17 protein-coding genes are annotated in these 25,384 nt (G+C 41.9%); 14 read left to right on the top strand and 3 right to left on the bottom strand.

Features of this window, described 5'->3' with window-relative positions; translation table 11 throughout:
• Positions 1-144: 144 nt before the first annotated feature.
• The gene (locus WFY05_RS21155; RefSeq protein WP_340114934.1) at positions 145-2,547 is read left to right on the top strand and encodes an ABC transporter permease; all 2,403 of its coding nucleotides are present in this window, start codon (positions 145-147) and stop codon (positions 2,545-2,547) included.
• A gap of 280 nt (positions 2,548-2,827) precedes the next feature.
• A complete protein-coding gene (locus WFY05_RS21150) occupies positions 2,828-3,829 on the top strand; it encodes a DUF4097 family beta strand repeat-containing protein (protein ID WP_340114933.1) in 1,002 nt (333 codons plus the stop codon).
• A gap of 2 nt (positions 3,830-3,831) precedes the next feature.
• On the opposite strand, the gene WFY05_RS21145 is transcribed toward WFY05_RS21150, so the two are convergent.
• Positions 3,832-4,647, bottom strand: coding sequence for an SGNH/GDSL hydrolase family protein (locus WFY05_RS21145; RefSeq protein ID WP_340114932.1), 816 nt, complete (start codon positions 4,645-4,647; stop codon positions 3,832-3,834).
• A gap of 290 nt (positions 4,648-4,937) precedes the next feature.
• Here WFY05_RS21145 and WFY05_RS21140 point away from each other — a divergent pair, with 290 nt between their 5' ends.
• From WFY05_RS21140 to WFY05_RS21125, 4 genes are all read left to right on the top strand, one after another.
• A complete protein-coding gene (locus WFY05_RS21140) occupies positions 4,938-7,313 on the top strand; it encodes an ABC transporter permease (RefSeq protein WP_340114931.1) in 2,376 nt (791 codons plus the stop codon).
• A 22-nt stretch (positions 7,314-7,335) separates the two neighbouring features.
• A complete protein-coding gene (locus WFY05_RS21135; RefSeq protein ID WP_340114929.1) occupies positions 7,336-9,678 on the top strand; it encodes an ABC transporter permease in 2,343 nt (780 codons plus the stop codon).
• Between the two features lie 143 nt (positions 9,679-9,821).
• Positions 9,822-10,514 carry an ABC transporter ATP-binding protein gene (locus WFY05_RS21130; protein WP_340114928.1) on the top strand — a complete coding sequence of 231 codons (693 nt, stop codon included), beginning with the start codon at positions 9,822-9,824 and terminating at the stop codon, positions 10,512-10,514.
• A gap of 173 nt (positions 10,515-10,687) precedes the next feature.
• Positions 10,688-10,837, top strand: a complete 150-nt coding sequence (locus WFY05_RS21125) for a hypothetical protein (protein ID WP_340114927.1) — start codon at positions 10,688-10,690, stop codon at positions 10,835-10,837.
• Positions 10,838-11,397: 560 nt separating this feature from the next.
• Here the strand turns inward: WFY05_RS21125 and WFY05_RS21120 are convergent.
• On the bottom strand, positions 11,398-12,294 hold the full coding sequence (locus WFY05_RS21120; protein ID WP_340114926.1) for a carbohydrate kinase family protein: 897 nt from the start codon (positions 12,292-12,294) through the stop codon (positions 11,398-11,400).
• A gap of 260 nt (positions 12,295-12,554) precedes the next feature.
• Here WFY05_RS21120 and WFY05_RS21115 point away from each other — a divergent pair, with 260 nt between their 5' ends.
• From WFY05_RS21115 to WFY05_RS21080, 8 genes are all read left to right on the top strand, one after another.
• Positions 12,555-14,840 carry a glycoside hydrolase family 3 C-terminal domain-containing protein gene (locus tag WFY05_RS21115; RefSeq protein WP_340114925.1) on the top strand — a complete coding sequence of 762 codons (2,286 nt, stop codon included), beginning with the start codon at positions 12,555-12,557 and terminating at the stop codon, positions 14,838-14,840.
• 128 nt (positions 14,841-14,968) lie between these two features.
• Positions 14,969-15,730 (top strand): DeoR/GlpR family DNA-binding transcription regulator, encoded by a 762-nt coding sequence (locus tag WFY05_RS21110; RefSeq protein ID WP_340114924.1) that lies wholly within the window; start codon positions 14,969-14,971, stop codon positions 15,728-15,730.
• Positions 15,731-15,907: 177 nt separating this feature from the next.
• A complete protein-coding gene (glpK, locus tag WFY05_RS21105) occupies positions 15,908-17,401 on the top strand; it encodes a glycerol kinase GlpK (RefSeq protein WP_340114923.1) in 1,494 nt (497 codons plus the stop codon).
• Positions 17,402-17,419: 18 nt separating this feature from the next.
• Positions 17,420-18,835, top strand: a complete 1,416-nt coding sequence (locus WFY05_RS21100) for an L-fucose/L-arabinose isomerase family protein (protein ID WP_340114922.1) — start codon at positions 17,420-17,422, stop codon at positions 18,833-18,835.
• 66 nt (positions 18,836-18,901) lie between these two features.
• On the top strand, positions 18,902-19,750 hold the full coding sequence (locus tag WFY05_RS21095) for a transketolase (protein WP_340114921.1): 849 nt from the start codon (positions 18,902-18,904) through the stop codon (positions 19,748-19,750).
• 25 nt (positions 19,751-19,775) lie between these two features.
• Entirely contained in the window at positions 19,776-20,747 is a 972-nt protein-coding gene (locus WFY05_RS21090; RefSeq protein WP_340114920.1) for a transketolase family protein, read from the top strand.
• A gap of 233 nt (positions 20,748-20,980) precedes the next feature.
• A complete protein-coding gene (locus tag WFY05_RS21085; protein WP_340114919.1) occupies positions 20,981-21,460 on the top strand; it encodes a (2Fe-2S)-binding protein in 480 nt (159 codons plus the stop codon).
• 30 nt (positions 21,461-21,490) lie between these two features.
• Entirely contained in the window at positions 21,491-23,644 is a 2,154-nt protein-coding gene (locus WFY05_RS21080) for a xanthine dehydrogenase family protein molybdopterin-binding subunit (protein ID WP_340114918.1), read from the top strand.
• 6 nt (positions 23,645-23,650) lie between these two features.
• On the opposite strand, the gene WFY05_RS21075 is transcribed toward WFY05_RS21080, so the two are convergent.
• Positions 23,651-25,132 carry a sodium:solute symporter family protein gene (locus WFY05_RS21075; protein WP_340114917.1) on the bottom strand — a complete coding sequence of 494 codons (1,482 nt, stop codon included), beginning with the start codon at positions 25,130-25,132 and terminating at the stop codon, positions 23,651-23,653.
• Between the last annotated feature and the right edge of the window lie 252 nt (positions 25,133-25,384).

Genomic DNA, 25,384 nt, shown 5'->3' with positions numbered 1-25,384 from the left:
AACGGCGAGCTGGTACTGAGTACTCGGGAGCGGGCGGCTACCCGAAATCCTGTCGAAGCATTAAGATACGAATAGTTTCTTAATGCGGAGATCCCAACAGAATAGTCGGGATAGAAACAATTGAAAACGAATAAAAAATGAGTTATGAAACAATCGATAAAATTATTAATTCGGAACATCAGGAATAAGCCTTTAACTTACCTGATCAATTTTGTCGGATTATCGGTAAGCCTTACATTGGTTTTTATATTATCAGTTTATTGTTTCACCGAATTTTCGGCAGATACACACCACATTGACGGCGATCGAATTTATTTTTTGTACAACGAAAAGCAAATTGATACTTACGGTGGATTAACACCGGGTGTTTTGAAAGGAAATATTGATTTAAGTGTTGCCGAAGTTCAGAATACGCTCAGAATTCGTAATTCCTGGCTGCCGGCAACTTTTAATACCGAAGGCCGCGATCCGATTACAACCGACCTTGTTTATGCCGATGAATCGTTTTTCGACTTTTTCAACTACAAATGTTTGGAAGGGAATCTTGAAAAAGCGTTGAGGGATCCGATGTCGCTGGTATTGGAAAAATCTGAAGCCGAAAAGATATTTGGTACCACAAAAGCCGTTGGAGAAACAGTTCTGCTGAATCAAAAATACCCTTTAATTATTACCGCAATTATTGAGCCTGTCGAAAGCCAGTCGTTTTTGTCCGTAAAAGCTATTTCTCCGTCTTCAACCATAAAAATCGTTAATTACGATTACAGCGAAGGGGATTACAGCAATTGGGGACAACGAAATTTTTTAACCTTCGTGAAACTTAAAAAGAACAGCAATTCAGAACAGCTTTCCGACAAAATTACTTCACTTTTCCCCGAAGACTACCACGAACGCATAACAATGAGATTAATGCCCATCTCAAAAGTATATCTGCATGTGTGCGGATTAACTAAAGTGCTTGGATTCTTACCATACATAAAACAAGGAAACAGGTCACAACTCTTTATTTTATTAGTGGTTGCCGGATTGATCCTGTTTATTGCACTCATCAATTACATTAATATTTCTTCTTCGCAACGTTTGGAAACCGCTAAACAAACCGGCTTGCAGAAACTGATAGGAGCAAACCGAAGGCAAATTTTTGCAGGTATTATTGCTGAAGCGCAGTTTGTCTTTTTGGGGGCAAGTATTCTCGCATTTCTTATTTCAATTGCTGTAATACCATTTATTTCTGATTTGATGGGACTGGACATTCAAGTCAGTAACTTTCTTTCACCTTTATTTATTGGGGCAAGCATGCTCTCAGTAATTCTGATTGGATTTTTGGTGTGCGTTGTTCCGGCCATACGGCAGTCAAGTGTAAAATCAATCGATTTAATAAAAGACATAACTTCGAAAGGGAAGCGGAAATTTTCGTTACAACGCCTAAATGTAGCAGTTCAGTTTTCCATTGCTATTCTATTAATTGCTTTTACACTATTTGTATTTAAACAAATAAAATTTGGTTTTTCAACGGTAGGTTTCGACGACGAAAACCGGATTGCCATTAAATTGAATAACCAGTTGTACTCAAAAAGCGATGTCTTAAAGGAACAGATTTTAAACCTTCCGGAGGTGAGCAATGCCTCGCTTACAAGGTTTTATCCGGGCAGGCCGGGAGTTAATGTAAATGGTGGCGAAATACGTGGGGCAGGTGATGCGAACAAGAAAGTTGAGGTACACTGGATGTATGCTGATGCAAGTATTCTGGATGTGTTAAATCTTCATTTGCTTGAAGGTGATTTTTTTAGGGTTGATAATCCGGCATCAGGAAATAAGATTGTGGTAAATGAAACCTTTGTCAGGGAACATGGACTTTCTGAAAATCCGATCGGTAAAACAGTTTACTACAGTAGTGTTGATCATGAAATAATCGGGGTTGTGAAAGATTTTCATTTGAATGCGGTTGATGTGCCTATTGTTCCTTTGGTACTTACAAACGATCGTCCCCGCAACGAGTTTATGTCCTTATATCTCCTGGTTAACTTAAAGTCGTACCCTTCAGAAGATCTGATTAAAATAATCGAAAAAATTAGATCAGTAAGTGAGCCAATATCGCCCGATTACCCGGTTGAGATCAGCTTTTTGGATGCGGCCGTTGGAGAAATGTACAAAAGCGAGGTACGGTTCCGCCGGGTGTTTTCATTATTTGCCGGAAGCTCCATATTTATTTCCTGTCTTGGCATTTTTGCTCTGTCGTTATTTGATAGCCGCAAACGCATAAAAGAGATAGGCATCCGTAAAGTCAATGGCGCCAGAATTTCGGAAATACTTACAATGCTGAACAAAGACTTTGTAAAATGGGTAATCATCGCTTTTGTGATCGCTACACCCGTTGCGTACTACGCCATGAATAAATGGCTGGAAAACTTTGCCTATAAAACCACTTTAAGTTGGTGGATATTTGCTCTGGCCGGAGTGCTGGCTTTGGGAATTGCGCTTTTAACCGTTTCGTTTCAAAGTTATAAAGCTGCAGTTAAGAATCCTGTTGAAAGTTTAAGATATGAATGAAGTTAACGGTGAGCTGGTCCCGAGTACTCGGGAGCGGGCTGCTACACGTAATCCGGTTGAAGCACTGAGGTATGAGTAAAGTATTCGCTTTTGCACCCTCTGACTCCCTAAGGAAAGAACCACAAAAGCTACTGGCGCGGGAAAAAATTATTTTGAAGAATAGGCTCAAATAAGTCCCCTTCAGGGGATTTAGGGGTACCGAATAAAATAATAGTAACTATTCCGAGAGAAAGTCGTCTTATAACTAATAATCACATTAAACAATTAAATCAAACTAATCATGAAAACTCAAAAGAACCTCAAATTATTTGCGATAATTGCAGTACTAACCGCTGTGCTTTCGTTGAATGGATTTGCAAAAGACGGCCAGCCAACCATAACAAAAACCTTTGATTTAAGCCAGCCGGGAAAACTCAATGCTTCATCGTCGGGGGGTGGCGTGACAGTGCAAACACACGATCAGTCGCAGGTTATAATTCAGGCATTTGTACGAAAAAACGGAAGTGTACTATCCCCGTCCGATAATTCGTTGGATGAGGTTTTAGACGATTTTGATATCGATTTCTCAAAAAGCGGATCGACTATTACCGCGGTTGTTAAACGCAAGGGGCGAATGAATTTCTGGAGAAACAATGTAGGTATTTCACTCACCATAATTGTGCCCGAAGAAATGTCGTGTGATGTTTCGTCAAGTGGTGGCGGCCTGAAAATTTCAGGAGTGAAAGGAACGCATGATTTTTCAAGCAGCGGCGGTGGAGTAAAACTGGAAAATACCGGTGGGACAACAAAAGCAAGCTCATCGGGAGGTGGTGTTCACGTGTACAAACATAAGGGAGATATTAAACTGAGTTCGAGTGGCGGTGGTGTAACGCTTGAAAAAGCCAAAGGAAGTGTGTATGCGCGCAGTTCGGGTGGCAGTGTAAAATTGGAAGAGATTAATGGCGACGTGGATGCAAGTAGCAGTGGTGGCGGTGTTTATGTGCAGGGTGAAGCGGGAATGGTTAAAGCCAAATCGAGTGGCGGATCTGTTAAGGTTAATATTAGCAATTTAAGCGATGAGTTATACCTGCAATCCAGCGGTGGAGGAGTTTCTGCCGTTATTCATGGCGGCGAAAATTTGGGACTCGATCTTGATTTGCGTTCAGGAAGAGTGAATATTGATCTGCATAACTTTACGGGTACTTCTGAAAAAGACCGGGTAAAAGGCAAGATGAACGGAGGTGGAATCCCCGTTTATGCCCACGCTTCAGGAGGCAATGTTAATATCAGTTACGAGGATTAGCATCATTCAACAAACGTTGCCGGCAGGCTCATTAACTGGTACTGAATTGTTTTTGCCAGGCGGAAATTCCCCATTGAATTAGGATGTAAACGGTCGGTTTGGCCGTTCATAAAATACTTTACATTCGAATCTTCCATTGGATAAAGTCCACTTATAGAATAAAGGTCTATGAGTGGAACAGCCCAAACTGAAGCCGCTTCTTTTAAGGTCGTAACGTAGTCATCAATGTAAAAACCAAGATCGTTGGAAAAACTTTCTTCCGGCTGAACATTCATTTCGTTAAAGGTTGCAAAACCACGGTGAATAGGCGTCATTATAATAATCTGCTGGTCGGGATAATTGGCTTTTAAAAAGGCCATTACTTTGTTGATCCGACCGCAAAAAGTAACATCATCTTCATTCAGCGTCCGGTATTTTCGGGTAATCATTGTCCCGTTAAAATTGGTTTCTTTGGCTGTTTCGGTGTAAAAACTTCCCATAGGAGTGTTATGGTTGTAATCGTTAGTGCCCGCAAAAATCAGGATGGCATCCACATCCGATCCGTGTTCCTCTTTTAGTTTCAAGGCCTGTCCATAAATGCCTGTCCACTGGTTTCCGCTAATTCCATACACATACGGTTCAATGCCCAGCATTTCTGTCAGGTATTCCCAGTAAACCGTTCGTGATGTATTGTCTCGTTCCCATTTTTGCGTCATCGAATCTCCTAAAAAAGCTACCTTTTTGTTTTTCCATTGAGAATCCTTAAAGTTGATCTCTTGCCCGTAAGCTGACGATAGAAATGCTGAAAATAAAAGGATGGTAACGGTTAAAGTTTTCATCGTAAAGATTTTAACTGAATTTGATTTTGTGGATATAAAAGTAAACTAATTTGTGTATCGCAAAAGTTGCTCAGGGTAGTAAATATCTGATTTTTACAAATGTTCCAGCTTCCTCGTTGATTTTTAATGTGGTAAGAAATTATACAGTTTTTGTCAAAAAAATTGACACAATAAAAATCATAACTTTGTTAAGTGTCTATACAACAGCGTGTAGTAATTCAGGCACGAAGTTGGTTAATAGGCTAATAAACAAAATTACCGGTAAAAAGCGGACACTTAAAAACCAGTAAATGTACAACCTTAAAATTACGATACGGCGCCTTTTTAAAGACAAGGCTTTTTCGCTGATCAACATCTTTGGATTGGTGATTGGTATTTCGTCATTTCTGGTTTTGTTTATTCATGTTTCAAACGAAAAAAGTTTTGATAAACATTTTACCGGGCACCAGAATATATACCGAGTAACTTCGGTTCCCGAAGGGCTAGATAATGCTGTATGGGCGCGTAGTATGGGAATTGTTTATGCGGCTTCAGTAGAAATTCCTGAAGTAAAGTTGGCTACCCAGTTTTCGCACTGCGAGGAGGGAACCATAAAAATGGGCGAAACGTCCTTTACACAAAAGAATATTATGTCGGTTGATGAGGCTTTTATGGAGCTATTTGAGGTGGAGCCGGTAGTGGGAAATTTGTCAGAAATTTCGAGACCAAATACGGTTTTTGTAACTGAGGATTTTGCTCGAAAATACTACAGAAACTTAAATCCTGTTGGGCAAACCATAAAAATTGAAGCGCTCCAGTATACAAGAGATTTAGGCGATTACGAGATTCGTGGAGTGGTAAGAAATACACATCCTAAAACTCATTTCAGGTACGAATTGTTGATCTCTCAAAAGGGGGGATTGCAGGAACGTTTTGCTTCGTTACCCGCCCGAAAAATACAATGGACGTATAACTATTTCAAACTTCAAAAAGATGCAGATCCAAAGCTGGTCGCTGATAAAGTGACAGCCTTTTACGATAACAGCAGTCTGAAAACAACACCCGGCCCGCAGGAATATGGTTTCGCCTTATTCCCCATGGACAATATTCACTTAAAATCGGATTACCGTTTTGAGTTGCGCGAAAGTTCAAGCAAGATAAATATTGGACTGTTTATCCTCATTTCATTTGTCATTCTTACCATTTCTTTGTTGAATTTTACTAACCTTTCTATCGCTAAATTGATAAAACGTTCAAAAGAGCTGGGCCTAAAGAAATCGATAGGAGCAACGAAACGCCAGTTGGTTAAGCAGGTTTTACTGGAAGTGTTTTTGGTTTGTGTGCTGGCTATTGGCATTTCATTACTGGCGATTGAAAGTTTAAAGCCAATGATCAACCGTTTATTTGAGATCGAATTCGCTATTTATTTTTCAGAGCCGGTTGTATACCTCACCATAATTGGGGTTTTGGTCACCTGTCTATTGATCACTGCCTTTTTTGTGGCGGTATTTTTATTGGCGCGCAGTTCGGCCATCGATATTTTGTCGGGGCGCAACAATTTTTCCGGCAGTTATGTGCTGAAATCTTTGCTCGTTGTGCAGGTAACAATTGTTATTATCCTTATTTCAGGAACGTTGCTGGTGAATAAGCAGATCAGTTTTGTTTTGAATAAACCACTCGGTTTTAATAAGGAAAATGTGGTTGTCCTCTACCTGAAAGATTTCTCGAAAGATCCGGCTGTTTTTGCCCGCGAATTGGAAAAACAAAGCCAGGTGGTTTCGGTAGGAATGACGGCGCAACATTTTGGTTATCCTGCACAGGGAATGCGGCTCAGTGGATTGGGAATTGAAGGAACTGCTGAATTTGTTTTTGCCAATTACGACTACCTCAAAACCATGAATATAAAACTCATTCGTAACTGGATAGAACCGGATGCCGATACCGTGCGCGGAATGGTGATCAACAATCATTTGTTCCAGCGATTGATGGAGAAACACGGCAGCATGGAAAATCTTTTGGCCTATTCAAATGCACAGCCGTTGGAGCCCGGACAAACACGTATTAATTATATCGGAGTTGCTGAAGATTTTAATTACAGTTCGGCGCATGAAAGCATTGGAGATTTTGCTTTTTGGCTTGATGAAGGCGGACACCGGGCACGTTTTACGCACGTACGAATTAACAACCTGCATTCCGGCATGGAAGCAATAAAAAACACCTGGAATGAATATTACCCCAGTCAGGAACTTGACTACTTTTTTATCGATGAAAAAATTGCTCAGCAATACAAAGCGGAAACTATTTTGAGTCGCATCCTTTTTGCATTTTCAACCATCGGGGTACTCATCAGTATTATCGGAATCAGTGCGTTAGCCTTGTTTATTTCGCAGCAGCGAACCAAAGAAATCGGCATTCGAAAAGTGAACGGTGCTACAGTTTCGGAAATATTGGGCTTGTTAAACCAGAACTTTGTAAAATGGGTGGGTTTTGCATTTGTTATTGCAACTCCACTTGCATTTTATGCCATGAACAAGTGGCTCGAAAACTTTGCCTACAAAACCAATATGAGTTGGTGGATTTTTGCACTGGCAGGAGTATTGGCTTTGTTAATTGCACTGATAACAGTAACCTGGCACAGCTGGCGGGCGGCCACACGAAACCCGGTTGAGTCTTTAAGATACGAGTAAGCTGAAAACAGAAATAAAGACCATGATTAAACATTTTATATTAATAGCCTGGCGAAATATCAGAAGACGGAAAACACTTTCTGCTATTCAGATTTTGTGCCTATCGGTTGGACTGGCAGCTTTTATTTTGGTGGCACGCTATGTTCAGTACGAAAAGGACTACGATAAGTTCAACGTCAATTTCGACCGGATTTATCGTGTTCAATCCTATAAAATAAACGACAGAGTAGATGAAAGCGGGCAAACCGTTGTTCCGATGGCAAAATACATCCGCGATAATGTTCCTGAAGTTGAGAATGCCATCGCTACCAACGAAATATGGAACGAGTATTTATCGCCCGATGAGGAGCGCGTTTTTAAGGAACAAACAGGACTGATTGTGCCCTCTGAAATTTTTGATTTTTTCTCGTTTAAGTTGATTCGGGGAAATAAGGCGGATGTGCTCGATGATCCCAATTCAATCGTACTGAGTGAAACGATGGCCGAACGATATTTTCCCGGTCAGGATGCGATGGGCAAAATTATTCTGGATGAAGAAAAACAGGAACTTCATGTTACCGGGATTATGCAGGATATTCCTGAGCAGTCGTCACTTGCAGCCACCTATTTTCGATCGAATGCTAACCTGTTAAAAAATTACAACGATAACTGGTACAATAGTTCGTTCGAAATTTTTGTGCTGTTAAAATCCGGTGTTTCGGCTGGCACTGTGAATGAGAAAATAGAAGATGTGATTATGCGATACGATAAAGAATCGAAACGGCTCGCATATTTGCAACCATTAAGCAACTTACATTTGAAAGAATATGTGCGCGATGATCGTGGTTCGATCATTTACTTTTTCTCATTCATTGGTATTTTAACGCTTTTGTTGGCCTGCGTAAGTTTTATGAATCTTACCACATCGTTTTCTACCATGCGGGCTGTTGAAATTGGTATTCGCAAAGTGTCGGGTAGCAACCGGAACATTCTACGGGTGCAGTTTCTTACCGAGGCGATTTTAATTGCTCTTATTTCACTGGCATTTGCTGTGTTTCTGGCCTACCTTTTACTGCCGTTATTTAATACCGTTGTAAACCGAAACATCGATCTTCAGTTGCTGCAAAATCCTTTGTTTGTGCTGTTTTTATTGGCAACGGTTGTAGTAACCGGATTTATAGGTGGAAGCTACCCTGCCTTATTTATTTCGCGTTTAAAGCCCGTAAATGTGTTAAAAGGTAGAGGTTCTTTTAACAAAGGGAAAGTACGTGGATTAACTGCTATGGTTTATCTTCAGTTTATACTTTCTGTTGTGCTGTTAACCTCAAGTGTCTGGATGTACAAACAGGTTACATTTCTGAAAAACAAAGATCTTGGCTACACAAAAGAGAACCTGTTGTATTGTAAGTTACCGAGTGTTAATACCACGGTTTCGTACCGGCAGGTTCGCGAGCGGATTCTTGAAAATCCCGGAATCGAGAACATGTCCATATCGATTAATTCGCCGCTACATTCAAATTGGGGGGCGCGTGTTCAATACGAAGATGGCCCGACCGACGATCACGCTTATGCTAGATGGAATCAGGCTGACGAAAACTACCTGAATACCATGAGTATGACTTTGGTGAAAGGGCGCAACTTTTCAACCAACTATTCTGCCGAGACCAAGACATGTTTGATCAACGAAACTGCAGTAAAACAATTTGGCTGGGACGAACCAATAGGCAAGTGGCTCGAAATGAATGGTGGTCATTTTACGGTAATCGGAGTAATAAAAGACTTTAACAGCGACGATGTACATAATCCAATAATTCCTTATGTAATGTTGTATCGCAATGAAGGCTTTGCAAGCAACAACGATCTCACTTTTAAGGTGAATTCAAATACAATGACAAGCAGCCTTGAGCATATCAACTCGGTTTTAAACGAGGCTTTCCCAAACATTCTTTTTGAAGTAAACGGGTATGATGTGGGAACCTATCGGCTGGCGTTGCAAATTTGGACCAGCGCTAAAAATACATTTGCCTTTTTTACCATTATGGCAGTTGTGATCGCTGCAATGGGATTGTTCGGGTTGGTCGTTTTTGCGTCTCAACGTCGTGTAAAGGAAATCGGAATTCGCAAAGTTCAGGGAGCGCAAGCGGTGCAAATATTGCCGCTTATTACCCGGCAGTTTATTATTCTTGTTGTGGCAGCAAATATTATTGTCTACCCACTTGCCAACTTCCTAAAAAACGTAACTCCCGGCCATTTTAAGTATCAATTTACAGTTTTTGATTTGCTGCTGGTGTTGGGAATTTCAGTTATTGTAACTTTAGTGTCAAGTGGATACCAGGCATTAAAAGCATCACTGTTAAATCCGGTTGAAGCACTCAGATATGAGTAATGAATGTTTTGAAAATGATTAGGTACTGTCTTGAAGTCCCTTCTAGTGGATTTAGGATTGAATTGAAAAGTTAAGATTGAAAATAAGAAATATGAATAGAAGGAGGGCTAGTAGCTTGTTGCTCTCTGCTCAAAGCTAGTTTTATGATACAACTAAAAAACATCGACAAATACTACGATGCAAAGTTCCAGCGAACCTTTGTATTAAAAGGAGTGAACCTTGATATTGAACAAGGCGAATTTGTTTCGGTAATGGGCCCCAGTGGTGCCGGTAAATCAACCTTGCTGAATATCATCGGTTTTCTGGATGAACCGAGTGAAGGAGAATACCACTTCCTGGGTCAACCGGCCAACCAACTCAAAGAAAAACAGAAGGTGCAATATCATCGCAGTCATATCGGTTTTATATTTCAGGCTTTTCACCTGATTGAAGAAATGAACGTGTACGAAAACATCGAAACGCCATTAGTGTATCGTGGGGTGAAAGGAAAAGAGCGCAAAGCCATGGTTGCCGATATGCTCGACCGTTTTAATATTGTAGCCAAAAAAGACCTTTTCCCGAGTCAGTTGTCGGGTGGTCAGCAACAACTGGTGGCCATTGCACGTGCAATTGTTGGTAGTCCGAAACTTTTACTGGCCGACGAACCCACCGGAAACCTGCACAGTGAGCAGGGACAAATGATTATGGCACTCCTGAAAAATTTGAATGACGAAGGAATGACAATCATCCAGGTAACGCACTCTGAAGAAAATGCAAAATACGGAAACCGTATTGTTCGGTTAAAAGATGGTTATTTAAGTGGAGAATCCATATCAGAAAAGCTTTCAGCATCATAATAGATCTTGTAAATTCCAATAAATCATTTGCTCGACTTTAGACACTTTGATTGCAGAGAGTAAGCTCTTTCCTGTAAACATTCTTAATGATTGGGAATAAAATATATAAATACCTGCTAGTATTTAAAGTTGTTTTTTCGTAACTTGAATAAGTCACTTAAAAACAAAAAGATATGGAAGCCTCGTATTTTACTGATTACCTCACCTGGGTGGGTGAACATTTGTTATTGGTTGATTTTTACTTTTTGTTGTTAATACTGGTAGCCTTTTTAGTTACAGCACTTATAAATTTTTTAGGATTGGTAACCAGTGACTTTTTGTAATCACATCGTACCTCAAATTGTCTTTTTCCACCAATTGCCTCTTTTTTTAAAATCCTGCAAATAGAGGCAATCGTTCTTAGTTTAACAAACTCAATGAACACATTACTGGTGCTACAGTTATTATTTTGATTTCTCCTGATCTAATATTCTTTTCATAAAAATCTGTCCAAAATTAACCTTGGGTTGAAATGTTTAATCCACTTCAACTATCTCCTCTTCATACTTTCTTATGAATGAATTATACATGGAGGAAATTTTATTTTTTGTTGAAAATTAAGCAAAGAAAAAAGGGTAGAACCTATGGACGCTTTTTGAAGATGATTGATAATTTACAAACCCCTAAACACAAAACCAATCAAGATACAGAGTTCTACCCCTTAAGATTTATCATTTTTGTTTCAAACCACAATTTACAAAAAAAAATATAAAAAAAGAATTATTTGTCCGATTAATTGCTATATGATTGAGCAATGCTACCGGGGAAGGGGATTTGCTTCTGATGAGATTTAATTATTGAGCCCGATTTTAGTGTAATCTTGATGCAATGTATTGTACAATAATTACTTCTGGTTTATAATTTCTTGAATTTCCTGCCAGTTATATTTAGGCGTAGCTCCGGCTTTAGAGGCAACAAAGGCTCCTGTAGCGCAAGCCAGGTTTAATGCAGAGCCGGGTGATTGTTTTTTTAACAGGGCAGTTATTAAACCTGAAAGAAATGCATCGCCGGCACCAACTGTGTCGATGGTGTGGACTTTATATCCCGGATGATGGAAGAACTCATTATCGCTGCACAGCAATGCACCATTTGCGCCTTTGGTAACACACAGCATCTTTATTCCGTATTGTTTGACCATCCATTTTACTTTTTGTTCTTCATCCTTTGTCGATAGATTATACCACCGGGCAATAATATCAAGTTCATCATCATTTAGTTTAACAATGTCGGATTTCGACAACAGAAGTTCAACAACTTCCTGTTTATCGAAAGGGGCTCTAAGGTTTACATCGATTAGTTTTGTGGCATCGGTTTCCAGTAATTGCAACAAAGTTTCGCGGGTAGTTTTGTTTCTCGATGCCAGCGAACCATAAACTAGTAATCCGGAATTTTGAGCTTCTTGAAGCAAGGAGTTATCAAGGGAAATATTGTCCCAGGCCACAGGCTCACAGATTTCATAAGAGGCATTTCTATTTTCATCGAGTTTTACCAAAACTTCGCTGGTTGGCAGGGTTTTGTCAACCTGGATCAAATTGGTTTTCAAGCCCGAATTTTGCAAAAAATCACGAAGGCGATCTCCCGGTTCATCTTGTCCAACACAACTTGCGAAGCTCACATTCAGACCGGCTGCACGCAAATGCAGCGCCACATTCATAGGAGCTCCGCCCGGTTTTGCACCCGTTGGCAGGCGATCCCAAAGTACTTCGCCAAAACAGAGAATATAATCGTTTTTTGAATTCATAAATCCAAATTTAATATTGTTCTCCTATTGTTCGAAATAATTGCACCGTCACTTTCAAAAATATTTGGTTTGATTCTTAATAAGACAGACTACAAATCAGGGTAACCGGGAAAGATTCTTGTTTCTAATTGTACTTTTTACAAAGTAAGTGTTATTTTTGAATCTGATTTATGTTGAAGGAGCTTTCAATGTGTTGCAGGTTAAAGCATTGAACGTTTCCAAATCACAAAAAACTAAACAAATAAAAATTACAATCGACCATGAGCTACAGATTATTGACCGCAGTCATCCTTACATTCCTGTTTTTCGGATGTATACAGCAAAGTAAAAAAGAAAAATCTTTTACATCATCATTATTGCAATACGATGCCGAAATTGACGGATTAATCAAACAGATGAACCTGGAAGAAAAAGTCAATATGTTGCATGGAAATACCATGTTCTCTTCAGCAGGTGTTGAACGACTCGGAATTGCTGACATGAAATATGCCGATGGTCCATTTGGTATTCGCGAAGAGCTCCAGCCTCACAGTTGGGCACCGCTTGGATGGACAAATGACAGTGCAACCTTTTTTCCAACAGGCTCGGCGCTGGCAGCTACCTGGAGTCCTGAAATTGCCTACAAGTTCGGAACAGGAATGGCCCGCGAAGCAAGAATTCGCGGTAAAGACATGATCCTGGGACCGGCTATAAATATTCAGCGAATTCCTACCGGTGGACGCACCTACGAATACCTCAGCGAAGATCCGTACCTCAGTTCACGACTTTCCGTAGGATATTCCCACGGAGTTCAGGATAACGATGCAGCCGTTTGTTTAAAGCATTTTGCGCTAAATAACCAGGAAAATAACCGGGGAACAGTGGATGTAATTGTTGATGAACGTACCATGCGAGAGATCTATTTGCCGCCTTTCAAAGCGGCCGTTCAGGAAGCTGATGCATACGGAGTGATGTCGGCTTACAACAAGGTAAATGGCTGGTGGTGTGCTGAAAACGATATGCTCTTAAATAAAATATTGCGCGATGAATGGGGTTTTGCCGGTCTGGTCGTTTCCGATTGGGGCGGAACTCATTCGACGGTTGAATCGGTAGAACATGGCCTTAATGTTGAAATGCCCGAAGGAACGTACCTCGGGCAGGCACTGCTCGACTCGGTAAAAGCAGGTGCTGTTTCTGAAGATGTGATCAATCAACGGGTACTTGAGATCTTACGTGTAAGAAAAGCGATCAAGCCCGTTCCGGAAGATGAGGCCAATCAAATCATGACCTCACAACCTGCACAACAAAAAATTGCATACGAGGTCGCCACAAAATCTATTGTGCTTTTAAAAAACGACGGAATCCTGCCAATCAAAACAGAAAATAAACCGGTGATTGCTGTAATTGGTGACAATGCGGTTCGAGGAATGGCTACCGGTGGAATTGGAGCCGGGGTAAAAACGCTCTATGAAGTTTCGCCCCTTGAAGGACTCAAATCCAGAATTGGCGATCAGGCCGAGCTTATTTATGCGCAGGGATATGTTCCTGTTTTGCTCGATTATGCACGAATTTTTGGAAATAAACCTCAGGAAGAGGTTGACAAAGAGGAACGAGAGAAAGCAATTCTGAATAAAAAGCTAAATGCTGAAGCTGTTGCCGTGGCGAAAAAAGCCGAAATGGTGCTGTTTATTGGTGGCGATAACCGTGCCGTTGAAACGGAAGCCAATGACCGCGAGAATATTTTTCTTCCATCGGATCAGGATGGCCTTATTCAGAAAATTGCAGCTGTTAATCCCAATATTATTACTGTTTTGGTGAGTGGTGCTCCGAATGACTTGAATGTGGTACAGCCCAACTCAAAAGCTCTGGTTTTGTCCTGGTTTAACGGCTCCGAAGGCGGAAATGCCCTGGCCGATATTTTGGTAGGAAACATTTCTCCAAGTGGACGTTTGCCTTTTACACTTCCTAAAAAACTCGAAGATTCACCGGCATATGCACTGGACAATTATCCACGGGGCCAGAAAAAAGGCGATGTGTTTGTTGGGCTGGTTGAAGAAACCGATAGCGACATTACGGGAGAAAATACGGGCGACAATAAAAACGATCCGAATAAAGGTTATTACAGTGAAGATATGCTGGTGGGTTATCGCTGGTTCGATACCAAACAAATACCGGTAATGTATCCCTTTGGCCACGGATTAACGTACAGCATTTTTGAATATTCAGCGCTGAATACCGATCAGGAAGAATATGGTGCAGATGATAAAATTACAGTATCATTTAATTTGAAAAACAGCGGCTCAGTAGCTGCCGACGAGGTTCCTCAGGTGTACATTCACCGCATCAATCCTTCGGTAGAATGGCCGTTTAAAGAATTGAAAGCTTTTTCGCGTACTGCACTGAACCAGGGCGAAGCAAAAACAATTTCGCTTGAAATTCCGGTTCAAAGCTTACGCTATTGGAACGAAGAGACCCACAGTTGGGAAGATGATCTCTGCGACATCGAACTATTGGTTGGCGCTTCAGCCGGAGATATTAAACTGACAAAGAAAGTTTCACTCAAATAAGTTCATACAAAGTTTAAAGAAAGCAGCCGGTATCATCGTTTTGGTGATACCGGCTTTTTTATTTTTGTGAGTTTGCTCAAATTCTCTCAACGTGTATCTTTACAATCCGAATAATTATAACACCAGCTATGCTGCCAAAGCAACGTCGTCAAAAAATATTTGAACTCATTCGAGAGGATGGAAATGCAAAAGTGCTCAACCTTAGCCGGATTTTTAAAGTTACTGAAGTTACCATTCGGCAGGATCTCGAAAAGCTGGAAGAAGAGGGATTGATTGTGCGCGAGCACGGCGGCGCGCATCTTAAGGATATTGGAATGAGTGTACGCAATATCGAACTGCTGAGCAAGGAGCACATGTCGGAAAAAGAAGCCATTGCAAGAAAAGCCGTTGCTTTGATCAACGACGGTGACACCATTATCCTGGATTCGGGCTCTACTGTTACTGAAATTGCGAAGCAAATCTCCGGCTTTAAAAATCTGACGGTGATCACCAATGCACTGAATATTGCCCTGATTTTAGGTGCCGATCCTGAAATAAATCTCATTCTTACAGGTGGCGAATTTAAAGCCCCAACACTTTCATTAACCGGCCAAAAAGCCGCCGATTCGCTGGAAGGATTACATGTGGATAAACTGTTTCTGGCCACGGCCGGAATTACATTGAAATCGGGATTGACTTATCCCAGTATCAGCGACATCGTGGTGAAACGTGCTATGATTGAATCGGCTGATGTAGTATACCTGGCTGCCGATTCGTCCAAAATTGGAAAAAGTTCGTTTGCCAGTTTGGGAGCCTTATCCCTGATCGACTTTTTGATCACCGATTCAAACATTGAAGCTGATTTTAAAGAGCTGTTTCAGCGTCACGATGTCAAACTTATTATTGCTTAGATTCCATATTTCAGCTTAAAAATCCGTAAATTAATAAGCATCTTTTTTGTTTTTGTGAACCTATCTTTAATTGTTCGTTGAGAATAAATTAAGTTGATTTGTTTTCGTTTGTTTTCTTTTATATTTGAAAACGAAAATAAACGAAAGTCTGCATCTTGAACTATTACTAAATTCAGAATGAATTCCGAAAAAAAATACATACTGGCTATCGATCAGAGTACTTCAGCAACAAAAGCCATGCTTTTTAATAAGCATGCCAGGCTGTTGCACCGGGTAAGTATACCGCATAAACAGTTTTATCCGCAGGCCGGATTTGTGGAACACGATGCCATCGAGATCTTCAACAACACCATTGCGGTTATGAATCGTGTGGTCAGTGAAGCGAAAGTCGACCCGAAAGAGATCGAAAATATCGCGATTACCAATCAGCGTGAAACTTCGGTGATCTGGGATAAAAACACAGGTGTGCCGGTAGCCAATGCCGCCGTTTGGCAATGTCAGCGTGGCGTTGAGTTTTGTAACGAATTAAAAGCAAAGAAACTGGAAGGCTTTGTTCAGGATAAAACCGGTCTGATCATTGATCCGTATTTCTCGGCCAGTAAATTGAGCTGGATGATGAACAACGTTTCCGGCTTAAAAGAAAAAGCAGCAAGGGGCGACCTCCTGTTAGGTACCATCGATAGTTGGCTGCTTTATAAACTCAGTGGCGGGAAAGTGCATGCCACCGACTATTCCAACGCATGCAGAACCATGATTTTTAATATTCACACACTGGATTGGGACAAGGAACTTGCGGAACTTTGCGACCTGCAAATGTCAATGTTTCCGGAAGTTAGGTTTAGTGACGAAATTTTTGGAACAACCGATCCTGAATTGATTTTTGATGAACCGCTTCCAATTGCCGGTCTGCTTGGTGATTCACATGCAGCTTTGTTCGGGCAAAATTGCTTTGAACCCGGTTTGGGGAAAGCCACATACGGAACGGGGTCGTCGGTGATGATGAACATCGGTAACGAGCCTCTGACAGCGCCAAAAGGATTGGTAACTTCCATTGGTTTTGGTCGAGCCAAAAGCATAGATTATGTTTTTGAAGGAAATATACATGCCACCGGTGATACCTTAAACTGGCTAAAGAACGAGTTACAAATAATTAACGATGCCGCGGAAACAGAAGTTTTGGCAACATCGGTTGATGGAAACGAAGGCGTATATCTGGTACCTGCTTTTGTTGGGCTCGGGGCACCCTACTGGGATAACGAAGCACGTGCCTGCATCATTGGCATGTCGCGTAATTCCAGAAAAGCCCATGTTGTTCGGGCAGCGCTCGAAAGTATTGCCTACCAGATTAAAGATCTCACCGATCTGATGGGATCGGGAGCTTCGGTGCAGTTAAAAGAATTGCGGGTTGACGGTGGTCCGACACGAAACAACTTTCTGATGCAGTTTCAGGCCGACATGCTGCAGGGAAAAGTGGAGCGTGCAAATATCGAAGAGATCTCTGCCCTCGGCGCCACTTTTATGGCCGGGCTCGCAACAGGTTTCTGGAAAGACCTCGAAGATATAAAATCACTGCGCTCAACCGATCGTACATTTCAACCTGAGATGGGTGAAAACAAAACCGAAGAGCTCTACGAGGGATGGAAAAAAGCAGTAAACAAATCAAGATTATAAACTAAAAAATACAATAGGATGAAAAATTTAGAAGTATCATTTGGGGTTATCATTGCCACACGAAACATTTTCAATTTTCAACTGGCTGTTGATGCACGGAAAAAGGTGTTGGATAAACTCGCATCGATGGATTTTAATACGGTTATTTTGCCTGAAAGCGAAACACCAACCGGAAATATCGAAGGTTACAACGACGCCAAAAAATGCGGCGCTTACTTTAAACAACATGCAGATAAAATTGACGGAATTATTGTAGTACTTCCCAATTTTGGCGACGAATTGGGTGTTGTGAATTCGATACAGTTATCGGGTTTAAAGGTACCGGTGCTCGTAGTTGCAGTTGACGATGAAAACGACAAAGTAGATGTTAAAAGTCGTCGAGATGCATTCTGCGGAAAGTTGTCTGTTTGTAATAATTTCTACCAGTATGGAATCAAATTCACCGATACCGTTTACCATACTTACAGCCTCGATAGCGCTGAATTCACAAAAGATATTTACAAGTTTGCCGGAATCTGCCGGGTGGTAAAAGGATTTACAAACCTGCGTGTTGGTGCTATCGGAACACGTCCGATCGGATTCCAAACCATGCGCTTCAGCGAAAAACTGCTGCAGAAATATGGCATAACCATCGTTCCTGTTGATATGTCGGAAATTTTGGCTGCTGCTGAAAAGATCGACGAAAAATCGCCGGAAGTAGCAAAAATGGTGGAATCGATTGAAAATTACGGAAGCTGCGATATTTTACATCGTGGACAGATCTACAGACAAGCACGTTTTGGATTGGCCGTTGAAAACTGGATCAAAGAAAATGATATCGATATTTCGGCGCTGCAATGTTGGGAATCCATCGAGAAGAATTTTGGCTGTGCTGCCTGTGTAACCATGAGTATGATGGGCGAGAAATTCATGCCGTCGGCCTGTGAGGTGGATGTTGCCGGAACAATTTCGATGTATGCGCTGGCACTTGCCGCCCAAACTCCTTCGGCTATTCTCGACTGGAACAACAACTTTGGCGAAGATCGCGATAAAGTGGTTTGCACACACTGCAGTAACTATCCGAAATCATTCTTCGAAAACGAAATTGAAATTGGTAGTCTAGATGTATTGGGAACAGTACTTGGAAGCGAAGACACTTTTGGCGCGGTAAAAGGAAAAGTCGCTGCAGGTAAAATGACTTATTTCCGCATTTCAACCGACGATGACAAAGGCCTGGTAAAATCTTACCTCGGCGAAGGAAAAATGACCGACGATCCGTATGGAATGGATGGAGGAATTGCAGTTTGCGAAATTCCAAACTTGCAAAACCTGATGAAATACATGTGCAAAAACGGCTACGAACATCACGTTGCGATGGTACGCGGTCATGTCTCTGAAATTCTGGAAGAAGCGATTGGAAATTACCTGGGTTGGGACGTTTACAAACATGAATAAAGTTTAAAGTTCAGACTTGGAGCTTGAAACTTGTAGCTTCTAAATTCTGAGAGAAAAAATTTAGAAATGAAAAAGTTCACAGATAAAGAACTTCAGATAAAATCGGTAAAGTACCGTTTGGCTTTACTGAAATACATTAAAATAGCCAAAGCCGGTCATACCGGGGGAAGCTTGTCTTGTACCGATATTCTGAATGTTTTGTATAACGATGTGCTTGATGTAACACCTGAAAGTTTCGGTGACAAAAACCGCAACCGCTACATTCAAAGCAAGGGACACTCGGTGGAAGCTTTGTACGTGGTTTTGGCCGATCAGGGATTTTACCCCGAATCGGACCTGGAAACCTTGTGTAAAGGCGGATCGAAATATGTTGGACACCCAACACGCAAGGTGAATGGTATCGAGTTCAATACTGGAGCACTGGGGCACGGATTGCCCATAAGTGCAGGAATTGCTTTGGCAGCTAAGAAAGATAAAGCACCTTATAAAGTTTTTACCCTTCTGGGCGACGGAGAACTAGCTGAAGGCTCGAATTGGGAGGCTGCCATGATGGCTTCACATTATAAACTGGATAACCTGGTGGCGATTCTCGATCATAATACCCTGCAAATTACAGGTACCAACCGCGAAGTGAACAGTCCGTACCCGATCGATGAGAAATTCAGGGCCTTTGGATGGCATGTTGTTGAAGTGGATGGAAACAACATCGCCGATCTGCGAAAAACATTTCATGCTGTGTCGGAGGTAAAAGGTAAACCGACTTTTGTGATTGCAAACACTGTTAAAGGGAAAGGCGTGAGTTTTATGGAGCACGTTAAGAAATGGCACCACGGCGTACCGTCAGATGAGCAATATGAGTTGGCAATGAAAGAACTGAATGAAGAGTTAGAGCGACTTTCGGCACAGAAAGTTTAGCGCGAGCGAATATAAAGAGATAAACATGACAATATCAGTTGATAAAAAAGATAGCAATAAAGCCTTAAAAAAAGGGAAAGCCAATCTTGAGGTTTTTTCAGAAACAATGATCAGTCTTGCTGAAAAAGACAGGGATATTATGGCCGTTACCAGCGATTCCCGTGGATCGGGAAAACTGGTTCCTTTTGCCGAAAAACTGCCCGATCAGATTGTGGAAGTTGGTATAGCCGAACAGGATCTGGTTGGGGTGGCAGCCGGATTATCATCGGCCGGTAAAAAGGTTTTTGCCGTATCGCCGGCATGTTTCTTAACCGCCCGTTCATTGGAACAAATTAAAAACGACGTCGCCTATTCCGATTTCCCGGTTGTACTGGTTGGTATTAGTGCAGGAGTGAGTTACGGGGCATTGGGATCAACCCATCATTCTATTCATGATGTGGCTGTTCTTCGGGCTATTAATAATGTAGACATTGTTGTTCCGGCTGACAATTTTGAAACCGAGCAGACGATAATTGCAGCATCGATAGCAACAAAACCCGTATTCATTAAATTTGGGAAAAAAGCAATGCCATTTTTACCAAGGTTGGCGCAATCTTTCACAATTGGTACAGCAAGCACCATTTGTGAAGGTAGCGATGTGGCTTTTATCGCCTGTGGTGAAACAGTCCTCCCGGCTTATGAAGCTGCCCAAAAACTAAACGAACAAGGAATAAGTGCTGAGGTGATCAGTATGCATACCGTAAAACCTCTGGATGAAAATGCCGTGCTGAAAGCTGCTCAAAAATGCAAAGCTGTAATCACGGTGGAAGAACACAGCATTCACGGAGGACTGGGTGAAGCCTGTGCTTCCTTGTTGCTGCAAAGCGGGATGGCAAAACCGTTCCGGATTGTTGGGATTCCTGACGAGGATACGGCTACCGGTTCACAAATTGAAATTTTTGAACAATATGGTATCACCGGAGATGGCCTGGCAGAGCAAGCCTTAAAACTTTTGTAATTATCTTCGACCTGAAGGACGGGGCAAAAAACAACTTCATTTGCTTTGTAAGCGGAACGTCGGAATAATTTCAGAATAAACGAAGCATAAATAGAAACCTGGTTTTCCTTTATAGTGGGAAAATCAGGTTTTTCTTTTTAATTTAGTAAGATATAACCGGTTCGGTTTTGACGAACAACACATTTGTGTGTGATTCATTACCGGTTTTTACTGAATTCAAATTAGAGCTAATCATGCAAGAAAAAATCACATTCACGTTAAACGGAAAGCAGGTTTCGGTTGAAATGGAAGAATCGAAAATCTTGCTTTGGGTACTTCGAACGCATTTTGATCTTACAGGCACAAAATATGGTTGTGGCAAAGGTTACTGCGGTGCCTGTACGGTACTGATCGACGATACAGCCACACGATCATGCGCTACTACCATTGGAGAAGTGGCCGGTAAAAGTGTGGTGACCATCGAAGGACTGGCCGATGGCGATAAACTACATCCGGTGCAACAGGCTTTTGTCGATCACGATGCACTGCAATGCGGTTATTGTACGTCCGGAATGATCATGAATGCAGTTGGACTGCTGAATGGTATGCCCAATCCGACGCGCGAAGACATTATTCTTGGCATGGAAGATAATCTCTGTCGTTGTGGGGCTCATAATCGAATTCTCGATGCTATTGAAGATGCCGCTTCAGCCATGAAAAATTCAGGGAGTTAAATCGGTAGCGCAATCTTAAAAACGTAAATCATGGATGAATTAAAAGAATATCAGGAATTTATAAATGAAGGTAATTCGTCATTTGGAGTTAAACGACGCGATTTTATCCGACTTTTGGGAGGCGGACTTTTTGTATTCTTCCACTCCGGTGCAGTAATGGATGCTTTGGCTGGTGAAGGTGAACAACGGCGTCAGTTACCCGATGATTTTAATGCCTTTCTGCGGATACACGAAGATGGCAAGGTTTCCTGTTACACCGGAAAAATTGAAATGGGGCAGGGAGCGAATACCGGCCTGGCCATGATGCTGGCCGATGAATTGGATGTGGCATTCGAAAGCGTTGAGATGGTTATGGGTGATACCGATCTTTGTCCCTGGGACATGGGAACCTTTGGTTCATTGACTACCCGGATGTTCGGGCCATCGATGCTGGCCGCTGCCGCCAAAGCACGAACCGTACTTTTAGAAATGGCTTCAGAAGAACTGGGTGTTGATGTTGCTGACCTGGAAGTGAGTGAAGGAATAGTTTATAACCGAAATAATAAAACGGAAAGTATAAGTTATCAGCGGCTGACCGATGGAAAGAAGATCGTTCATGTGCTGGAAAAAGATGCTAAAGTTAAAGACTACTCGAAATACAAAATAATGGGTACGCCCAAAATGCGCATCGACAGCGTAGAAAAGGTGACCGGGAAAGCCCAATATTCAGGCGATTTGCGCATGCCGGGAATGGTTTATGCACGTATTCTTCGGCCACCATCGCATGCAGCAAAACTGGTTTCTGTTGATACTTCTGAAGCCGAGAAAGTGGAAGGTGTGCAGATTATTGAAGACGATGATCTGGTAGCTGCATTGCACAAAGATCCGGAAATGGCAGAAAAGGCCCGTTGGCTTTTTAAAGCCGATTTTGAAGTGGAAGACGAGAAGGAAGTAAATAATTCAAATGTGTTTTTCTACCTGCTCGATCAGGCTCCCGATGGGAATGTAAATATAGATGAAGGAAATCTGGATTCCGGTAAAAATGAGTCTGAAACAATTTTTGAAAACGAATTTCATGATGGATATGTGGCACATTCTCCAATGGAACCGCACACTGCGATGGCATATTTTGACGGCGATAAAATGACGGTATACGCAGGCACGCAAACACCTTTTCCGGCACAAAGCAATATTGCCCGAATCCTTGGAATGGATGAGGAAAAAGTGCGAGTGAAACCACCTTATCTTGGAGGTGGCTTCGGTGGGAAATCGGCACATCAGCAGGCGGTTGAAGCAGCCCGGCTGGTTAAGCTTACGGGTAAGCCTGTAATGGTGGACTGGAACCGGGAAGAAGAATTTTTTTACGATACATTTCGGCCTGCGGCTGTTGTGCAAATCAATTCAGGAATTGATGATGCCGGGAAAATAAAATTCTGGGATTATCATGTTTACTATGCTGGCGACCGCGGCGCGGAAACCATGTACAATGTTCCTCACCAGAAAAGAACGGTGTACGGTCGTGGCTGGAGGGCTCCGGAAATTCATCCTTTCGCAACAGGAGCATGGCGTGGACCGGGAAACAGCACCAATACTTTTGCGCGTGAAGTACAGGTCGATATTATGGCTGCCAAAGCCGGAATTGATCCGGTGGAATTTCGTTTGAAAAACCTGACGGATCAGCGGGCTTTGGATGTGCTGAACGCCGTTGCTGAAATGGCCGACTGGAAACCTGCCGTTTCTTCAAGCAGACGTGGTTATGGAGTGGCCATCGGATCAGATGCGGGAACCTATGTGGCGCACATTGCAAAAATTGATGTAGATAAAGAAACCGGTGAAGTAAAAGTGCTAAAAGTTTGGGTGGCGCAGGAAATGGGATTTTGTGTGAATCCGCAGGGAGCCACCATTCAAATGGAAGGTTGTATAAATATGGGACTGGGGTACGCTTTAAAAGAAGTAGTTGATTTTGAAGGTGGTCAGGTTAAAACAAAAAATTTCGACACCTACGAAATTCCGCGATTCTCGTGGATCCCGGAAATGGAAACTAAAATATTGGAACGCCATACATCGCCGCAAGGTGGAGGCGAACCGGCTATTGTTTGCATGGGAGCGGTTATCGCCAACGCCATTTACGACCAAACGGGAGCGCGGCTTTTGGAAATGGCCATGACGCCGGAACGGGTTCTGGCAGCACTTAAAAAAGCGTAATATCGTTTATGTCTTCCGTTTCTTTTTTAAAAGGTTCAGGGAAATAAATCCAACAAGAAAAATGGTCATTGTTCCGATAACGATGGTTAAGTTGCTGTGGAACGGACTTTTGAATTCGAGCCATTTGCCTTCGGTAAAATAAAGCGGTGACAAACTCATCCAGCCAATAACAAGAACGCCAACTATTACTCCGATTGCTGCGTCAATATTCCGTACTTTTTTCGAAAGGTAGGCAAGCAGAAATAATCCCAGCATTCCACCGCTAAAAATCGATGCCAGCGACCACCAGGCATCTAGTACACTTTCAACACCCACAAGTGTAAGTGAAATGAGTACGCCAAGAATTCCAAAAATCACTGACGCGATGTATAGGACTTTCATCGATGATTTGTCGTCGGCATTTTTATTGAAATATTTCTGGTAGTAATCCGACAAAACAATGGTTGCCGTGCTGTTAATACTGGTTGATACGGTACTCATTCCCGCGGCAAAGATTGAGGCGATCAGTAACCCCGTTAATCCTTTTGGCAAACCGTTTACTATAAAATATGGGAACACTTTATCACCGTCAACGCCTGCTGGCAGTAATTCGGGTTGAGCAGTATAATAAGAGTAAAGCGCGGTTCCGATGTAAAAGAAAACCAGCGACACCGGTAGATAAAGCAATGCACCAAATAAAGCAGAAGACTTGGCTTTTTTCTCCGAACTAGTCGTCATATAACGCTGCACAAAATTCTGGTCGATGCCGTAATTTTGCAGGTTAATGAACAAACCGTAAATCAGAACCACCCAAAAAGTGGACTCTGAAAGGCTGGCACCAAAACTTCCCAAACTGAACTTATTATTAGCCGCGGCAATTTCAAAAACCTGTGTCGGTCCTTCGGGCATCGAAAAAGTAAGCACGGCAGCACAGATCAGTGCACCAACGATCAAAATAATTCCCTGTATGGCATCGGTCCATACAACGGCCTGAATACCGCCCATCATAGAATACACCGTAACTGCAATTCCGGTAACAATAATAATGGTTTTTATATTCCAGCCAAACAATGCGTTGAGTGGCAGAGCCAGTAAAAGCAGAATAGCTCCGGTGCGCATCAGTTGTGTTAAAATGTAACACAACGAAGCATAAATCCGTGCCCAGCCTCCAAAACGAACCTCAAGATAATTATATGCCGAAACACTTCCCAGACCGCGATACAAGGGAACAAAGAACTTTGAAGCCAAAATTGCGGCGATTGGAATGGCAAAACTAAAAACCAGTGCATTCCAGTTACTCATGTATGCTTTACCCGGCAGGGCCAAAAAACTTATACTGCTGACAAATGTGGCAAAAATCGACATCCCGACTACCCACGCTGGTATCTTGCCTCCTCCAATGGTAAACTGGCTCGAAGTTCTGTTGCGCAGAAAAAAGCTGGCACCAAAAATTACATTTCCAACGGTTATGATGATAAAAACGACAAGATCGGTTACAGGTAATTGCATTTTATTTGTTTAGCATTTTATTCAAAACGGACAGCAATATATCCATTTCTTTCAGAAATTCAGTTTCGATTGAATTTCAACTTTGATATGGTAATGATTTCGAAAGGTAGTTTCGAGGCTATCCTGCTCTTTTAAAAATCCGGTCAGAAATGCATCTTTCGCAAGCAATGATTCCAATTCTTTTCATCTAAATATAAAAAAGCTTTGTTTGTTACTATACAATGCAAGATTTGTGGTGCTATAAATTGACTA

It is taken from the genome of Maribellus mangrovi, from assembly GCF_037646455.1.
GTDB lineage: Bacteria > Bacteroidota > Bacteroidia > Bacteroidales > Prolixibacteraceae > Draconibacterium > Draconibacterium mangrovi_A.
Note: the sequence above shows the minus strand (reverse complement) of the source record. Positions and strands in the feature narration are given on the sequence as shown.

Excerpts from the sequence above, each read along its gene's own strand:
- WFY05_RS21155 (WP_340114934.1), top strand. The coding sequence starts at position 145 with ATGAAACAATCGATAAAATTATTAATTCGGAACATCAGGAATAAGCCT.
- WFY05_RS21150 (WP_340114933.1), top strand. The coding sequence starts at position 2,828 with ATGAAAACTCAAAAGAACCTCAAATTATTTGCGATAATTGCAGTACTA.
- WFY05_RS21145 (WP_340114932.1), bottom strand. The coding sequence starts at position 4,647 with ATGAAAACTTTAACCGTTACCATCCTTTTATTTTCAGCATTTCTATCG.
- WFY05_RS21140 (WP_340114931.1), top strand. The coding sequence starts at position 4,938 with ATGTACAACCTTAAAATTACGATACGGCGCCTTTTTAAAGACAAGGCT.
- WFY05_RS21135 (WP_340114929.1), top strand. The coding sequence starts at position 7,336 with ATGATTAAACATTTTATATTAATAGCCTGGCGAAATATCAGAAGACGG.
- WFY05_RS21130 (WP_340114928.1), top strand. The coding sequence starts at position 9,822 with ATGATACAACTAAAAAACATCGACAAATACTACGATGCAAAGTTCCAG.
- WFY05_RS21125 (WP_340114927.1), top strand. The coding sequence starts at position 10,688 with ATGGAAGCCTCGTATTTTACTGATTACCTCACCTGGGTGGGTGAACAT.
- WFY05_RS21120 (WP_340114926.1), bottom strand. The coding sequence starts at position 12,294 with ATGAATTCAAAAAACGATTATATTCTCTGTTTTGGCGAAGTACTTTGG.
- WFY05_RS21115 (WP_340114925.1), top strand. The coding sequence starts at position 12,555 with ATGAGCTACAGATTATTGACCGCAGTCATCCTTACATTCCTGTTTTTC.
- WFY05_RS21110 (WP_340114924.1), top strand. The coding sequence starts at position 14,969 with ATGCTGCCAAAGCAACGTCGTCAAAAAATATTTGAACTCATTCGAGAG.
- glpK (WP_340114923.1), top strand. The coding sequence starts at position 15,908 with ATGAATTCCGAAAAAAAATACATACTGGCTATCGATCAGAGTACTTCA.
- WFY05_RS21100 (WP_340114922.1), top strand. The coding sequence starts at position 17,420 with ATGAAAAATTTAGAAGTATCATTTGGGGTTATCATTGCCACACGAAAC.
- WFY05_RS21095 (WP_340114921.1), top strand. The coding sequence starts at position 18,902 with ATGAAAAAGTTCACAGATAAAGAACTTCAGATAAAATCGGTAAAGTAC.
- WFY05_RS21090 (WP_340114920.1), top strand. The coding sequence starts at position 19,776 with ATGACAATATCAGTTGATAAAAAAGATAGCAATAAAGCCTTAAAAAAA.
- WFY05_RS21085 (WP_340114919.1), top strand. The coding sequence starts at position 20,981 with ATGCAAGAAAAAATCACATTCACGTTAAACGGAAAGCAGGTTTCGGTT.
- WFY05_RS21080 (WP_340114918.1), top strand. The coding sequence starts at position 21,491 with ATGGATGAATTAAAAGAATATCAGGAATTTATAAATGAAGGTAATTCG.
- WFY05_RS21075 (WP_340114917.1), bottom strand. The coding sequence starts at position 25,132 with ATGCAATTACCTGTAACCGATCTTGTCGTTTTTATCATCATAACCGTT.